Source organism: Stenotrophomonas sp. Steno-C18 (genome assembly GCF_056393195.1).
In genome coordinates this window covers 46,010-61,626 of sequence record NZ_JBWJOX010000013.1, presented here as the reverse complement: position 1 = coordinate 61,626, position 15,617 = coordinate 46,010, and the positions used below count along the sequence as shown (strand labels likewise).

The window sequence follows — 15,617 nt, the reverse complement described above, 5'->3', positions numbered from 1 at the left end:
TCCCCATGAATGCTTCTGTTCCACATGCCGGCGTACGCCGCCCCGCCCTGCTCGATGCCGCCGGCTGGCGGCGGGCACTGCTGGAATCGGTGCGCAAGCTCGCCCCGGCCCACCTGCTGCACAACCCGGTGATGGCCATCGTCATGGCCGGCACGCTGCTGGCCTTGCTGCTCACCCTCAGCGGCAATGCACCGCTGGGCTTTGGCCTGGCCGTCACCGCGATCCTGCTGGTGACGGTGCTGTTCGGCAATTTCGCCGAAGCCGTCGCCGAGGCGCGTGGCCGCGGCCAGGCCGCGTCGCTGCGGCGCGCACGCCAGGACCTGGTCGCACGCCGCCTGGCCACCGCGCTGGCCGGTGCAGGCGAGGACAAGGTCGCTGCCGCCGAACTGCGCCCGGGTGACCTGGTGATCATCAGCGCCGGCGAGTTCGTGCCGGCCGATGGCGAGATCGTGCGCGGCCTGGCCACCATCAACGAGGCCGCCGTCACCGGCGAATCGGCCCCGGTGCTGCGCGAGGCCAACACCGACCGTTCCGGCGTGATCGGTGGCACCAAGGTGCTGTCCGACGAGATCGTGGTGCGCGTCACCGCCGAGCCCGGCCACAGCTTCCTGGACCGCATGATCGCGCTGGTGGAAGGCGCCAACCGCCAGAAGACGCCCAACGAGATCGCCCTGACGCTGCTGCTGGCGGCGATGTCGCTGACCTTCCTGGTTGTGGTGGCGACGTTGCCGGCCATCGCCGGTTTCGTTGGCGTGACGCTGGACCCGCTGCTGCTGATCGCATTGCTGGTGTGCCTGATCCCGACCACCATCGGCGGCCTGCTGCCGGCCATCGGCATCGCCGGCATGAACCGCGCGTTGCAGGCCAACGTGCTGGCCAAGTCCGGCAAGGCGGTGGAGGTGGCCGGCGACGTGGACGTGCTGCTGCTCGACAAGACCGGCACCATCACCTACGGCGACCGCCAGGCATCGGCCTTCCACGCGCTGGCCGGCATCAACGGCGACCAGCTGCGCGAGGCGGCGCTGCTGTCCTCGCTGGCCGACCCGACCCCGGAAGGCAAGTCCATCGTGCGGTTGGCGCGCGAGCAGGGCTGCGCCACCGCTGAACCGGAGACGGCCGACTACCTGGCCTTCTCCGCGCAGACCCGCATGTCCGGCGTGGACCTGGCCGGCGGCCGCAGCATCCGCAAGGGCGCGGCTGACGCGATCACCGCGCATGTCCTCGCGTTGGGCGGCAACGTGCCCAACGAGCTGCAGGCGCGCGTGGACCAGGTCGCGCGCGGCGGCGCCACGCCGCTGGTGGTCAGCGAAGGCCGGCACGTACTGGGCGTGGTGGAGCTGGCCGACGTGGTCAAGCACGGCATGCGCGAGAAGTTCGCGCAGCTGCGCGCGATGGGCATCCGCACGGTGATGATCACCGGCGACAACCCGCTGACCGCCGCGGCCATCGCCGCCGAGGCCGGCGTGGACGACTACATCGCCCAGGCCCGGCCCGAGGACAAGCTGGCGCGCATCCGCAGCGAGCAGGCCGGCGGCCGGCTGGTGGCGATGGTCGGCGACGGCACCAACGATGCGCCGGCACTGGCGCAGGCCGACATCGGCCTGGCGATGAACTCCGGCACGCAGGCGGCCAAGGAGGCCGGCAACATGGTCGACCTGGATTCGGACCCGGCCAAGCTGCTGGCGGTGGTGGAAGTGGGCAAGCAGCAGCTGATCACGCGCGGCGCGCTGACCACCTTCTCGCTGGCCAACGACGTGTCCAAGTACTTCGCGATCCTGCCGGCGCTGTTCGTGGCCGCCATTCCCTCGATGCACGCGCTGGACGTGATGCAGCTGTCCAGCCCGCGCAACGCGGTGCTGGCCGCACTGATCTTCAACGCGCTGGTGATCCCGGCCTTGATCCCGCTGGCGCTGCGCGGGGTGCGCTTCCGCCCGGCCACTGCCACCGCGCTGCTGCGCCGGAACATGCTGGTGTACGGGCTGGGCGGCGTGCTGCTTCCCTTTGCGGCCATCAAGGCCATCGACCTTCTTCTTGCCATGGTGTTCGGCGCATGAAATCCACGACTTCCGCTTCCCTCTGGCGCCCGGCCATCGGCCTGTCGCTGTTCGGCCTGATCGGCACCGGGCTGGTCTATGCCATCGTCGCCACCGGCATCGCCGGCGTGCTGTTCCCCGCCCAGGCCGATGGCAGCCTGCTGCGTGATGGCGATGGCACGGTGCGCGCTTCGTTGCTGGTCGCGCAGCCGTTCAAGGGCGATGGCTACTTCCAGGCACGTCCATCGGCGGCCAACTACGATCCGATGGCCGCTGCCGGCAGCAACCTGGCGCGCAGCAACCCGGACCTGGCCAAGCGCGTGGCGGATGCCTCGGCCGCCGTCGCGACCCGCGAGAACATCGACCCGGCGAAGGTGCCGGGCGAACTGGCCACCCAGTCCGGCAGCGGCCTGGACCCGGAGCTCTCGCCGGCCGCCGTGCAGGTGCAGGTGGCCCGCGTCGCGCAGGCACGCGGCTGGCCGGTCGAACGCGTGCAGGCGTTGGTGGAGGCGCAGGTGCAGGGCCGCCAATGGGGCGTGTTTGGCCAACCACGGATCAACGTGGTCGCGCTCAACCGCAGGCTGGACGAGGCCGCGCATGCCCCTTGATGCATGCGCGACCGGCAACGGCGCACAATCGCGGCCATGAACGACACCCGCAGCCGCCAGGCCGACGCCCTGGTGGAAGGCCTGCAACGCGATGCCGGCGGCAAGCTGACGGTCTTCCTCGGCGCCGCCCCCGGCGTCGGCAAGACCTTCCGCATGCTCACCCGCGCCCAGGAACAACTGCGGCGCGGCGTCGACGTGGCCGTGGGGCTGGTCGAGACGCACGGCCGCGGCGATACCGCCGCGCTGCTGGACGGCCTGCCGGTCATCCCGCTGCAACAGGTGGACTACCACGGCCATCGGTTGCAGGAGATGGACCTGGACGCGGTACTCGCCCGGCACCCGGCGCTGGTGCTGGTCGACGAGCTGGCCCACCGCAACGCCCCCGGCAGCCGCCACGAGCGGCGCTGGCAGGATGTGATGGAGCTGCTCGACGCCGGCATCGACGTCTGGACCACCCTCAACATCCAGCACCTGGAAAGCCTCAACGACGTGGTGATGCGCATCACCGGCGTGCGCGTCAGCGAGACCGTGCCGGACGGCGTGTTCGACCGCCTACATGACATCGTGCTGGTCGACCTGCCGCCGCGCGAACTGATCGAACGCCTGCAGCAGGGCAAGGTCTACGTGCCCGAGCAGGCCGCGCAGGCGTTGCAGGCGTTCTTCTCGCCGGCCAACCTCACCGCGCTGCGCGAACTGGCGATGCAGGAGGCCGCCGACCGCGTCGACAGCAGCCTGCGCGAGACCCGCGCCGCGCGTGGCGAAGGCAACCTGCCGCTGCGGCGGCGGGTGCTGGTGGCCATCGATGGCAGCGGCCAGAGTGAGTACCTGGTACGCGTGGCGCGGCGCATCGCCGAGCGCCGCGACGCGCCGTGGACGGTGGTGACCGTGCAGCATCGCCGCCAGGATGAGGCAACGCGCCGCGAGATCGACGCCGCCTTCGCGCTGGCCCGCCGCCTCGGCGGTGAAGCCGAACTGCTGCACGGGCCCGGCATCGCCGATGCCCTGCTCGACCATGCCGGGCACAACGCGGTGTCCTCGCTGGTGCTGGGCCGCACCCGCGAACGACCGCTGGCGCGGCTGTTCAACCAGACCCTGACCCAGCAGCTGATCCAGCGCGGCGCGCATTACGAGATCACCATCATCAGCACCCCGCAGGCCCGCGCCCGTGCACGCCGGGTGGGGCTGTCGCTGGATACCGGAAGCTGGACCAAGGACGCCGGGCTGGCGATGCTGGCCACTGCCGTGGCCTGCATCGCGGCGTGGCTGGGCGAACGCTGGATCGGCCTGAGCGACCTGGCGATGGTGTTCATCGTCGCGGTGGTGCTGGTCGCCGCACGCACGCGCATGAGCGCAGCGGTACTGGCCGCGACGCTGTGCTTCCTGGCCTACAACTTCTTCTTCATCGCCCCGCGCTTCACCTTCGCCATCAGTGCACGCCAGGGCGTGATCACCGTGTTCCTGTTCCTGGCCGCGGCGCTGGTCGCCGGCCGCCTGGCCTCGCGGCTGCGCATGCAGGTGGTGGCGCTGCGCGCGGCCAACCGCCACGCCACGCTGCGCCAGGCGCTGGGCCGGCAGCTGGCCGGTGCCGCCGACAACGCGCAGGTCGCGCACGCCGGGCGCGCTGCGCTGGAACAGGCACTGGATGCGCCGGCCTGGGTGCGGTTGGCTGGCGACACCAGCACCAGCGGCAGCGCCGCGCCCGGCGACACCGACCTGGCCGCGGCCGACTGGGCGCTGCGGCATGGCCAGCCGGCCGGCCGCTACACCGACACGCTGGCCGGCGCCGACTGGTGGTTCCTGCCGCTGCTCGACGGGGAAGGCCGGGCCATCGGCGTGGCCGGCCTGCAGTTCGGCCGGCAGCACCCACGCCTGGCACCGGAACAACGGCAGCTGGCCGAGGCCATGGCCGACGACATCGCCCAGGCCGCGCTGCGCACCCAACTGGTCACCGAACTGGAAACCGCCCACCTGCACAACGAGACCGAACGCCTGCGCTCGGCGCTGCTGTCGTCGGTGTCGCACGACCTGCGCTCGCCGCTGGCGGCCATGATCGGTTCGGCCGACAGCCTGTCCAATTACGCCGAGGCCATGGATGCGGTCGATCGCCGTGCGCTGCTCGACACCATCGTGGTCGAGGGCGAGCGCCTGGATCGCTACATCCAGAACCTGCTGGACATGACCCGGCTCGGCCACGACGGGCTGAAGCTCAACCGCGACTGGATCGGCGTGGACGAACTGATCGGCTCGGCGGCGCGGCGCCTGCAGCGCTACCAGCCCGAGGTGCGGCTCAGCCTGGATATCCCGGCCGACCTTGCACCGATCTGGGTACATCCGGCGCTGGTCGAGCAGGCGGTGTTCAACGTGATGGAGAACGCCGCCAAGTTCTCCCCGCCCGGCGTTCCCGTGCAGGTGCGTGCACGCCAGCAGGACAGCACGCTGCGCATCGAGGTGATCGACGAAGGCCCGGGCATCCCCGATGCCGAGCGCACGCGCATCTTCGACATGTTCTACAGCGTGGAACGCGGTGACCGCGGCCGCCAGGGCACCGGCCTGGGCCTGACCATCTGCCAGGGCATGATCGGCGCGCATGGCGGCCAGGTCGAGGCGCTGCCGGGGCGCGACGGACGCGGTACGCTGGTGCGCATGACCCTGCCCCTGCTCACCCCGCAACCGGACCCCGCGCCCGACAATGGCTGAAGCTCCCGCCATTCCGCCGGCACGCGTGCTGGTGATCGACGATGAAGTGCAGATCCGCCGCTTCCTCGACATCTCGCTGCGCGCCCAGGGCTACGCGGTCAGCCAGGCCGCCACCGGCAGCGAGGGCCTGCAGCAACTGACCAACGAAGGCGCCGACCTGGTGGTGCTGGACATCGGCCTGCCTGACATGGAGGGCCACGACGTGCTGGCCGAACTGCGGCAGTGGAGCCAGGTGCCGGTGATCATGCTCAGCGTGCGCGCCGGCGAGGCCGAGAAGGTACGGGCGCTGGACAACGGTGCCAACGACTACGTCACCAAGCCGTTCGGCACGCAGGAGCTGATGGCGCGCGTGCGCGCCCTGCTGCGCAGCCGCAGCACCGACAGCGAAGGCCAGGTGCCGGTATTCGACGATGGTCACCTGCACATCGACCTGGCGCGCCGCGAGGTGCGCATCGACGGTGAGGCGGTGGCGTTGACGCGCAAGGAGTACGCGCTGCTGGCGCTGCTGTTGCGCAACAGCGGGCGGGTGGTGACGCAGCCGCAGATCCTGCAGGAAATCTGGGGCCCGACCCACAAGCACGACACGCATTACCTGCGCATCCTGGTCGGCCGCCTGCGCCACAAGCTGGGCGACTCGGCGCTGCAGTCGCGTTACCTGTTCACCGAACCGGGCGTGGGCCTGCGCTTCGGCGGCGCGTGAGCCGCCACCGGCAGGAGCGCCTTCGGGCGCGAAGCGGGCCATCTCGCCGATGACGCAGCATTTCGCGGGTGCGGAGGGCATCGGCTTCGCGCCCCCGGGCGCTCCTGCAAACGCGAAGGCCGCCCGCACAGCGCGCGGACGGCCTTCGTGGCGACACACCAGTCCGGTCAGAAACCCAGTTCGGTGCCTTCCGGCAGGATCTGCTGCAACTGCGCGCGGAACACGCCCTTGATCCGCTCCAGCGCCGCCTCGCTGTCGCCCTCGAAGCGCAGCACCAGCACCGGCGTGGTGTTGGAAGCACGCACCAGGCCCCAGCCATCGTTGAAGTCGGCACGCAGGCCGTCGATGGTGGACAACCGCGCACCGGCGAACGGGGATTCCTCCAGCTGCGCGGCAGCGACGAACAGCGCCACCTGCGCATGCTGGGTGCCCTCTTCCACCGGTACCTTCAGCTCCGGGGTGGAGATCGCATCCGGCAGCTCGGCGAACACCTCCTCCGGCGACTCCTCGCGCTGGGCCAGGATCTCCAGCAGGCGCGCGGCCGAGTACAGACCGTCATCAAAACCGTACCAGCGCTCCTTGAAGAAGAAGTGGCCGCTCATCTCGCCGGCCAGCTCGGCATCAGTCTCGCGCATCTTCGCCTTCATCAGCGAATGCCCGGTCTTCCACATCATCGGGCTGCCGCCGTTGCGCAGGATGCAGTCGGCCAGCTTGCCGGTGCACTTGACGTCGTACAGCACCATCGCGCCGGGGTTGCGCATCAGCACGTCGGCGGCGAACAGCATCAGCAGGCGGTCGGCGAAGATCACCTTGCCTTCGCGGGTGACCACGCCCAGGCGGTCGCCGTCGCCGTCGAAGGCCACGCCGAGGTCCGCATCGAAACGCTTGACCATCTGCACCAGGTCCTCGAGGTTGTGCGGGTCGCTCGGATCGGGGTGGTGGTTGGGGAAGGTGCCATCCACGTCGCAGTACAACGGGATGACCTCGGCGCCAATGGCCTCCAGCAGCTGCGGGGCGACCGCACCGGCCACGCCGTTGCCGGCGTCGGCCACCACCTTGAGCGGGCGGTCCAGCTGCACGTCATCGGCGATGCGCTGCACGTAATCGTTGATGACCTCGCGCTCGGACAGGTTGCCCGGCGCATCGGCACGCTTGAGCTGGCCTTCCTGGATGCGCGTGTACAGCGCGGTGATCGCGTCACCGGACAGGGTTTCCCCGCCGATGACGATCTTGAAGCCGTTGTAGTCCGGCGGGTTGTGGCTGCCGGTCACCGCCACGCAGCTGCCCGCGCGCAGGTGGTAGCTGGCGAAGTAGACCACCGGCGTCGGTGCCATGCCGATGTCGATGACATCGCAGCCGGCGCGGCGCAGGCCCTCGATCAGGCCATCGGCCAGCTCCGGCCCGGACAGGCGGCCATCACGGCCCACCACCACCTCACGCAGGCCCTGGGCCTGCATCTCGCTGCCGATGGCCTGGCCGATCAGGGTGGCGACGTTGCCGGTCAGCTCGGTGCCGACCACGCCACGGATGTCGTAGGCACGGAAGATGCCCGGCACCACCGCCTCGGCGCCCGGTTCCGGACGCACCGGCGCGTCCTCGCCGGCGGCGCGCGCGGAGGTGGCTGCGGCCACCGGCAGGGGTTCCTGCTCCAGCGCCTGCTGCAGGGTCATCGTGTTGTCGTCGACCACTTCGGTGGTGCGGCGCAGGGCCGGCAGCTTCAGGCGCTTGCGCCCCACCAGCATCAGCACGGCCAGCGCCAGCAGCAGCACCGCCACCACCGCGCAGGCGACCATGCCCAGCCCCATCGGGCCTTCACCGATGTCCGGCAGTTCGGCCACCACGCGCAGGCCGGTCTCGCCCACCGGGCGGGCCAGTGCATCGGCACCACCACCCAGCCCGGTGTTGCCCTTGGCGACGATGGTGAAGCCGCCCTGGCGCAGGCCGAGGAAGGCACTGCCCGGCGCGTCGATCGTGTCGAAGACCGAGGTCAGGCGGTTCAACGGCTGGCGGATGTACACCACCGCCTCGCGCTCGCCCAGCCGCACCGGTGCGGCCAGGCCCAACCGCGGCGCACCGCCGTCGCGCACCACGCGCGCCACCGGCTTGCCTTCGGCCAGGGCCAGTTCCAGCAGCGACAGCCGTGCATAGCCGAAGGCGGCCGGATCGGCGTAGGCCTCCATCAGGGTCGAATCCAGCACCACGGCGTCTTCGACGCCGTTCCACTTGTCGCGGATGGCCAGCGCGCTGGCCTGGGCGTCGCCGCCGGCCAGGGCGGCCTTCACCGGTTCCAGCTGCAGCTGGCTGGCGAACTGCCGGGTCTGCCCGTCAAGCGCCTTCTGTACGCCCGCCACCGCCTGGTCACGCGACTGCTCCAGCGCCGTGCCGGTATCGGATTGCAGCCACTGGTTCACCGCGCTCCAGCCGAACAGGCCGGCCAACAGCAGCACCAGCACCGCAAGCAGCGGTGTTGAACGGCCCAGCGCGATGCGCGGGCGCCCTTCTTTCCCTTGGCTCATCGTGTTTTCCCCTGTCAGCGCACCCCGGTGTGGCCGAATCCACCCGCTCCACGTGCGCTGTCGATGAAAGTATCCACTACCTGCAGGCTCACGCGTGCAATCGGCATCACCACCAGCTGCGCGATGCGGTCGCCGGGCTCGATGGTGAAGGCTTCGCGGCCGCGGTTCCACACGCTGATCAGCAGCGGGCCCTGGTAGTCGGCATCGATCAGCCCGGTACCGTTGCCCAGCACGATGCCGTGGCGGTGGCCCAGCCCGGAGCGCGGCAGCACCACCGCGCACAGGCCCGGGTCGGCGATGTGGATGGCGATGCCGCTGGGCAGCAGCGCCGCGTCACCCGGTACCAGCGCCAGCGGCGCCTCGATGGCCGCGCGCAGGTCCATGCCGGCGCTGGCTTCGGTGGCGTAGGCCGGCAACGGCCATGCATCGCCGAAACGGGGGTCCAGCAGCTTTACCTGCAGGGGCTGCAATGCGTTGGGGTTGCTCATGCGTCCAGTCTCTCCGCGATCAGGTCCAGCAGTTGTTCTGCCAGTTGGGTCTTGGCGGTGCCGGGGAACTCGCGCTGGCCACCGTTCCAGTAGGCGGTGGCCGCGTTCTGGTCACTCTCGAAGCCACCGCCGGCGACGCCGACCTGGTTGGCGATGATCAGGTCCAGGTGCTTGTCGGCCAGCTTGCCACGGGCGTACTTCTCCACGTCGTGGGTTTCGGCGGCAAACCCGACCACCAGCTTCAGTGCCTGCTCCTGCGCGGCCACTTCGGCCAGGATGTCGGCGGTGCGGACCAGCTCCAGCACCAGGGTCTGGCTGCCGGCGGTCTTCTTCAGTTTCTGCGGCGACACCTGGCGCGGGGTGTAGTCGGCCACCGCGGCGGCGCCGATGTAGATGTCCGCCGGCAACGCCGACAGCACCGCCTCGCGCATCTGCGCGGCCGAACGCACGTCGATGCGCTCCACGCCGGCCGGCGTGGGCAGCTGCACCGGGCCGCTGACCAGCACCACCTGCGCGCCCTGGCGGGCGGCCGCGGCGGCCAGCGCATAGCCCATCTTGCCGCTGGAGCGGTTGCCGACGTAACGCACCGGGTCCAGGTCTTCATAGGTCGGGCCGGCGCTGATCAGCACCCGGGCCCCGTTCAGGCGGCCGGGCACGGCCGCCGCCGGTGCGGCCAGGTTGGCCGCCAGCGCGCTGACGATGGCCTGCGCCTCGCTCAGGCGGCCCGGTCCGGATTCGCCCTCGGCGAGCGGGCCGTCCTCCGGACCGATCACCTGCACGCCGCGCCCGCGCAGCAGGCTGATGTTGGCCTGCGTGGCCGGGTGCAGCCACATGCGGTGGTTCATCGCCGGGCAGACCGTCAGCGGCGCGGTGGTGGCCAGGCACAGCGTGGTCACCAGGTCATCGGCGTTGCCATGCGCCAGCCGCGCCAGCAGGTCGGCGGTGGCCGGCGCGATCACGATGCGGTCGGCCCAGCGCGCCAGTTCGATGTGGCCCATGGCCTGCTCGGCCGCGCTGTCCCACAGCGTGGTGCGGGTGGGATGGCCGGACAACGCCTGGAAACTCAGCGGGGTGACGAACTGCTGCGCCCCGGCGGTCATGGCCACCTGCACGGTGGCCCCGGCGTCGCGCAGGCGGCGCACCAGTTCCAATGATTTGTAGGCGGCAATGCCGCCACCGACGCACAACAGCAGCTTCTGTCCTTCCAGCGGCCGCAAGGACGCCGGGGTACTCGGGGAAACGCTGGTCACGAGTGGAAATTCCTAGCTGCACAAGAACGATTAGCTTAACCGAAGGGTATCTCCGGGCCGATCCACCTTTTGCTCATCAACACCCAACCTGCCGGCATGCACATTCGTGACTGGCCACGCGCCGAACGCCCCCGCGAGAAGCTGCTGGCACGCGGTGCCGGCGCGCTGTCCGATGCCGAACTGCTGGCCATCTTCCTGGGCTCCGGGTTGCCTGGCCGTGATGCGGTGCAGACCGCGCGTGAACTGCTGCAGGCGCAGGGCTCGCTGCGGGCCCTGCTGGACCGTGAACCGGCCGCGCTGGCACGCCTGCGCGGGCTCGGCCCGGCCCGCGCCTGCAAGCTGAATGCCGCGCTGGAACTGGGCCGCCGCCACCTGGCCACGGCGCTGGAGCGCGGCACGCTGCTGAGCGACCCCGACGCGGCCGGCCGCTACTTCGCCCAGCGCCTGCGCCACCATACGCAGGAGGTGTTTGCCGCATTGTTCCTGGACACCCGGCACCGGGCGCTGGCCTTCGAGGAGCTGTTCAGCGGCACCCTCGACAGTGCCCAGGTCCATCCGCGCGAGCTGGTCCGGCGGGCCCTGGCCCACAATGCCGCGGCGGTGATCGTCGGCCACAACCACCCCTCCGGCGACCCCGAGCCCTCGGCGGCCGACCGCGCCCTCACCCGGTGCCTGCGACAGGCGCTGGCGCTGGTGGAGGTGCGCCTGCTGGACCATTTCGTGGTCGGTGACGGCCCGCCGGTGTCATTGGCCGCGCGTGGCTGGATGTGAAGCCCGTCAACGCGGTTTTGACAATCCTGACCCCCACCTGCGGCGATCCGGGGGCGGTTGACCCACAGGTCGGGTAAAATGGGCAGTTCCGCGCTTCAAGCAGATAGTCCACGTGAAACCCCAACTCCGCGCCATCATCGGCCAAGGCATCGAAGCCTTGCGCGCCAACGGCACCTTGCCTGCCGACACCCTGCCGCCGGAATTCGTGGTCGAGCGACCCAAGACCCGCGAACACGGCGACTTCGCTACCAACGCCGCGATGCTGCTGGCCAAGGCCGCGCGCAGCAACCCGCGCGCACTGGCCCAGGCGCTGGTCGAGGCCATGCCCGCCAGCGATGACATCGCCAAGGTCGAGATCGCCGGCCCGGGCTTCATCAACTTCAAGCTCGCGCCGGTGGCCTACCAGCGCGAAGTGGTCAGCGTGCTCAAGGAAGGCGCCGACTACGGCCGCAACCTGAGCGGCAACGGCCGCTCGGTCGGCGTGGAATACGTCTCGGCCAACCCGACCGGCCCGCTGCACGTCGGCCACGGCCGCGCCGGCGCGATCGGCGACTGCATCGCCCGCGTGCTGGAAGCCAACGGCTGGAACGCCAAGCGCGAGTTCTACTACAACGATGCCGGCGTGCAGATCGAGAACCTCGCCAAATCGGTGCAGGCGCGCGCGCGCGGCTTCAAGCCGGGCGACGCACAGTGGCCGGCCGACGCCTACAACGGCGACTACATCGGTGACGTGGCCAAGGCCTACCTGCTCGGCCAGACGGTCGAGCTGGAAGGCAGCCAGGTGGTCGGTGCCAAGGACGCCGAGGACATCGAGTCCATCCGCCGCTTCGCCGTGGCCTACCTGCGCAACGAGCAGAACCTGGACCTGGCCGCGTTCGGGGTGGATTTCGACATCTACTTCCTGGAAAGCTCGCTGTACAAGGACGGCAAGGTCGCCGAGACCGTCAACCAGCTGATCCGCTCGGGCCACACCTACGAGGAAGGCGGCGCGCTGTGGCTGCGCTCCACCGATTTCGGTGACGACAAGGACCGCGTGATGCGCAAGTCCGACGGCACCTTCACCTACTTCCTGCCGGACGTGGCCTACCACCTGAGCAAGTGGCAGCGCGGCTACGAGCGCGCCATCACCGAGCTGGGCGCCGACCACCACGGCTCGCTGGCGCGCGTGCGCGCCGGCCTGCAGGCGCTGGACCTGGGCATCCCCCAGGGCTGGCCGGAGTACGTGCTGCACCAGATGGTCACGGTGATGCGCGGCGGCGAGGAAGTGAAGCTGTCCAAGCGTGCCGGCAGCTACCTGACGCTACGCGACCTGATCGAGGAAGTGGGCAGCGACGCGGTGCGCTGGTTCCTGATCGCGCGCAAGCCGGACTCGCAGCTGACCTTCGACATCGACCTGGCCCGCCAGCAGAGCAACGACAACCCGGTGTTCTACGTGCAGTACGCGCATGCCCGGGTCTGCTCGCTGCTGCGTCAGGCCCAGGAGAAGGGCCTGGACTACAAGCAGGCCGACGGCCTGGCCGCGCTGTCGCTGCTCGGCGACGAGCTGTCGCTGGAACTGATGAACGAAATCTCGCGTTACCCGGAAGTAGTGGAAGCCGCCGGCGCCGCGCTGGAACCGCACCAGGTCGCGCAGTACCTGCGTGAATTGGCGCACGCTTTCCACACGTGGTATCACGGGACGCCGGTGCTGGTGGACGACGGGGCCTCGCGCAACGCCAAGCTGACGCTGGCCTGCGCGGCCCGTCAGGTGCTGGCCAATGGTCTGGGCATCCTGGGCGTGAGCGCCCCGGAAAAGATGTAAGTCAAGGAGACGCAGTAGAAATGGCAGCACGACGCGGCAAGACACAGGCACGACGCAACAGCGGCAACGGCACGCCCGGGTGGGTGTGGCTGGTCGCCGGTGCGGCGATCGCTGCCGTGGTGTTCCTGGCGGCCCCGAACCTGTTCAAGAAGGACGGCGACGGTTTCCTGCGGGTAGGCCCGCAACCCAACCCGGACGCACAGCCGGCGCCGGTCGCCGATGCCGACGTCGATGCGGGCGTGGATGTGCCACGGCCCGCCGCGCAGGCGGCCACCAAGCCGGAAGACAAGCCTGCCACGCAGTACGAGTTCTACAACCTGCTGCCGGGCACCGAAGTGCAGATGTCCGACGCCGAGCTGGCGGCCAGTGCCAAGGCCGAGGAACAGCGCCGTGCCGCGGCTGCGCGTGCCGCCGCAGCGGCCAGCGCCACCCCGCCGACCGAGGCGCAGCGTGCGCAGGCCGCGCTGGAAGGTCGCCCGCTGCCGGCCACCGCCGCCCTGCCGGCACCGGTCAGCGAAACGCCGCGCCAGCCGACGCCGGTGGCCGAAGCCACGCCGGCCCGCCCGGCCCAGGTCGCCTCCGCCCAGCCCGCTACCCGGCCGGCCGCGGCAACCCCGGCACCGGCCGCCGCCGCACCTGCGGCAGCCAGCGAGAACGTGCGCTACATCCTGCAGGCCGGCGCGTTCGGCGCTTCCGGCGAGGCCGAAGCCACCAAGGCCAAGCTGGCGATGATGGGCCTGGCCGCGCGCGTGGAATCGGCGCAGATCAACGGCAACACCGTGTACCGCGTGCGCATGGGACCGTACGGCACCGCCAGCGAACTGGCCGAGGCCAAGTCCAAGCTCGACGGCAGCGGACTGCAGGCGATGGCGATCAAGGCGCAGTGAAGTCGCCTACGGCGGCTTCACTCCAAAGTTTGTGAAACAAACTTTGGCCCCCGTGCCCCTCTTCTCCAAATCCCCGCGCCTGTCGGCGCGCCCCCTTCTTGACTCAAGGGGGGCTGTTGCGACTGACAGATCACTTGAAGAGCCCTTCGAACATTCAGGCCCTGACATCGCTTTGGTGTTGGGGCTTTTTGTTTGTGCCGTTGTAGCCCGGGTAAGCGGGGCGCACCCGGGGCTTTGAGTGCGCGCCTGCTCGAAATTCAATCTTTTTGCGACGTTGATTTACCTGCAAAGAGCACCCCTCCCCAACCCTCCCCAGCACCTGCGGCGCAAGGGAGGGAGCAGAGCGCTGCTTCGCCACGCCGCGGCCCGACAGATCACTCAGTCACCCCCTCCCTTGCGCCGCGGGCGCAGGGGAGGGTTGGGGAGGGGTGCTGTGGCTCTTGGCTCTTGGCTTTAGCCCTTCTCCCGCCTGCGGGAGAAGGGTTGGGATGAGAGGGCGCTTTGGCTTTGGCCCTTTGCTTGAGGCGGCGACCTCCCCACACCCGCACCACCGCAAAGTGCGAAAATCGAAATCCCTGCCCCAAGGATTCCGCAATGTCCAAGACTGCATTGATCACCGGTGCCACTTCCGGCTTCGGCGCCGCCACCGCACGTCGCTTCGCATCGGCCGGCTGGAAGGTGATCGTCACCGGTCGCCGTGCCGAGCGCCTGCAGCCGCTGGTCGACGAATTCGGTTCCGGCACCGTGCATGCGGCGGTGTTCGACATCCGCGACAGCGCGGCCATGCAGGCGGCGCTGGCGGCATTGCCGGCCGGCTTCCGTGACATCGACCTGCTGGTCAACAACGCCGGCCTCGCCCAGGGCACCGCCGCGGCCCAGCACGCCAGCCTGGACGACTGGCGCACCATGATCGACACCAATATCACCGCGCTGGTCACGTTGACCCATGCGCTGCTGCCGAAGCTGATCGAACGCCGCGGCGCGATCATCAACATCAGTTCCACCGCCGCCATCTACCCGTACCCGGGCGGCAATGCCTACGGCGGCACCAAGGCCTTCGTGAGCCAGTTCTCGCTGGGCCTGCGCTCGGACCTGCACGGCACCGGCGTACGCGTGACCGCGATCGAACCGGGCATGGCCGAAACCGAATTCACCCTGGTGCGCACGCACGGCAACCAGGCCGCGTCGGACCAGTTGTACAAGGGGGCCGACCCGATGACGGCTGCCGACATCGCCGAGCAGATCTTCTGGGTGGCCACGCTGCCGCCGCACCTGAACATCAACCGCCTGGAACTGATGCCGGTCAGCCAGTCGTTCGCTGGCTTCCAGGTCGCGCGACAGGCCTGACCACCACAGCGGCGGTCGTGCGGACCACGCATCCACAGACAAGGAGACGCAGCGAGATGGAACGCCACGGACATGCCGTCGCGGCACTGGCCCTGACCGCCGCATTCACCGCCATGCCGGCCGCGGCCGGCAACACCTGCGCCGCGGCCGAAACACCGCTGTTCACCTGCAACACCACCAACGGCAAGCAGGTGCTGCTGTGCGATGCGGGCGATACGCTGCACTACACCTTCGGCAAGCCCGGACGGCCCCCGGAAATGCAGCTGAAGGCGCGCCGCGAAGAGGCCTCCACCTGGCAATGGGAAGGCATCGGGCGGGCGATCTCCTATTCGATCAGCGTGCCCAACGGCAACACGGTCTATGACGTGTTCTGGAGCGTGGACCGCATGACCGACGAGCACGAAGTGCAGGCCGGCGTGAACGTGGAGGTCAATGGTCGCCACGTCGCCACCGTGCGCTGCAACGCGGACAGCGTTGAACAGGCGATGGAAGGCGTGGACCTCAAGCCGGCCAGCTGAC

At 69.9% G+C, this 15,617-nt stretch carries 12 protein-coding genes; 9 read left to right on the top strand and 3 right to left on the bottom strand.

Going from position 1 to position 15,617, the window contains the following annotated elements:
* The first annotated feature begins 5 nt into the window (after positions 1-5).
* From kdpB to AC06FE_RS18910, 4 genes are read left to right on the top strand one after another with little or no spacing between them, the layout of a single operon-like run.
* Positions 6-2,054: a potassium-transporting ATPase subunit KdpB gene (kdpB, locus tag AC06FE_RS18925; RefSeq protein ID WP_132862616.1), complete on the top strand. Its 2,049-nt coding sequence runs from the start codon at positions 6-8 to the stop codon at positions 2,052-2,054.
* On the top strand, positions 2,051-2,641 hold the full coding sequence (gene kdpC / locus AC06FE_RS18920; RefSeq protein WP_478073934.1) for a potassium-transporting ATPase subunit KdpC: 591 nt from the start codon (positions 2,051-2,053) through the stop codon (positions 2,639-2,641). Before kdpB ends, kdpC begins: the two co-directional genes overlap by 4 nt.
* A 36-nt stretch (positions 2,642-2,677) precedes the next feature.
* Positions 2,678-5,338, top strand: coding sequence for an ATP-binding protein (locus AC06FE_RS18915; RefSeq protein WP_478073933.1), 2,661 nt, complete (start codon positions 2,678-2,680; stop codon positions 5,336-5,338).
* On the top strand, positions 5,331-6,038 hold the full coding sequence (locus tag AC06FE_RS18910) for a response regulator transcription factor (protein WP_132862613.1): 708 nt from the start codon (positions 5,331-5,333) through the stop codon (positions 6,036-6,038). Before AC06FE_RS18915 ends, AC06FE_RS18910 begins: the two co-directional genes overlap by 8 nt.
* A gap of 167 nt (positions 6,039-6,205) precedes the next feature.
* On the opposite strand, the gene AC06FE_RS18905 is transcribed toward AC06FE_RS18910, so the two are convergent.
* Genes AC06FE_RS18905 through coaBC form a run of 3 tightly spaced genes read right to left on the bottom strand, consistent with a single transcriptional unit; the run spans position 6,206 to position 10,292 of the window.
* Positions 6,206-8,554 (bottom strand): phosphomannomutase/phosphoglucomutase, encoded by a 2,349-nt coding sequence (locus tag AC06FE_RS18905; protein WP_478073932.1) that lies wholly within the window; start codon positions 8,552-8,554, stop codon positions 6,206-6,208.
* A 14-nt stretch (positions 8,555-8,568) separates the two neighbouring features.
* On the bottom strand, positions 8,569-9,042 hold the full coding sequence (gene dut / locus AC06FE_RS18900) for a dUTP diphosphatase (protein WP_313255216.1): 474 nt from the start codon (positions 9,040-9,042) through the stop codon (positions 8,569-8,571).
* Positions 9,039-10,292, bottom strand: coding sequence for a bifunctional phosphopantothenoylcysteine decarboxylase/phosphopantothenate--cysteine ligase CoaBC (gene coaBC / locus AC06FE_RS18895; protein WP_478073931.1), 1,254 nt, complete (start codon positions 10,290-10,292; stop codon positions 9,039-9,041). Before coaBC ends, dut begins: the two co-directional genes overlap by 4 nt.
* Positions 10,293-10,388: 96 nt before the next feature.
* Here coaBC and radC point away from each other — a divergent pair, with 96 nt between their 5' ends.
* From radC to AC06FE_RS18870, 5 genes are all read left to right on the top strand, one after another.
* Positions 10,389-11,063, top strand: a complete 675-nt coding sequence (gene radC, locus AC06FE_RS18890; protein ID WP_192288221.1) for a RadC family protein — start codon at positions 10,389-10,391, stop codon at positions 11,061-11,063.
* A gap of 112 nt (positions 11,064-11,175) precedes the next feature.
* Positions 11,176-12,864 carry an arginine--tRNA ligase gene (gene argS / locus AC06FE_RS18885; RefSeq protein ID WP_478073930.1) on the top strand — a complete coding sequence of 563 codons (1,689 nt, stop codon included), beginning with the start codon at positions 11,176-11,178 and terminating at the stop codon, positions 12,862-12,864.
* A gap of 20 nt (positions 12,865-12,884) precedes the next feature.
* Positions 12,885-13,751 (top strand): SPOR domain-containing protein, encoded by an 867-nt coding sequence (locus AC06FE_RS18880; protein ID WP_478073929.1) that lies wholly within the window; start codon positions 12,885-12,887, stop codon positions 13,749-13,751.
* A gap of 594 nt (positions 13,752-14,345) precedes the next feature.
* The gene (locus AC06FE_RS18875) at positions 14,346-15,098 is read left to right on the top strand and encodes an SDR family NAD(P)-dependent oxidoreductase (RefSeq protein ID WP_446541701.1); all 753 of its coding nucleotides are present in this window, start codon (positions 14,346-14,348) and stop codon (positions 15,096-15,098) included.
* A gap of 56 nt (positions 15,099-15,154) precedes the next feature.
* Positions 15,155-15,616 carry a hypothetical protein gene (locus AC06FE_RS18870; RefSeq protein WP_478073928.1) on the top strand — a complete coding sequence of 154 codons (462 nt, stop codon included), beginning with the start codon at positions 15,155-15,157 and terminating at the stop codon, positions 15,614-15,616.
* Position 15,617: the final 1 nt, after the last annotated feature.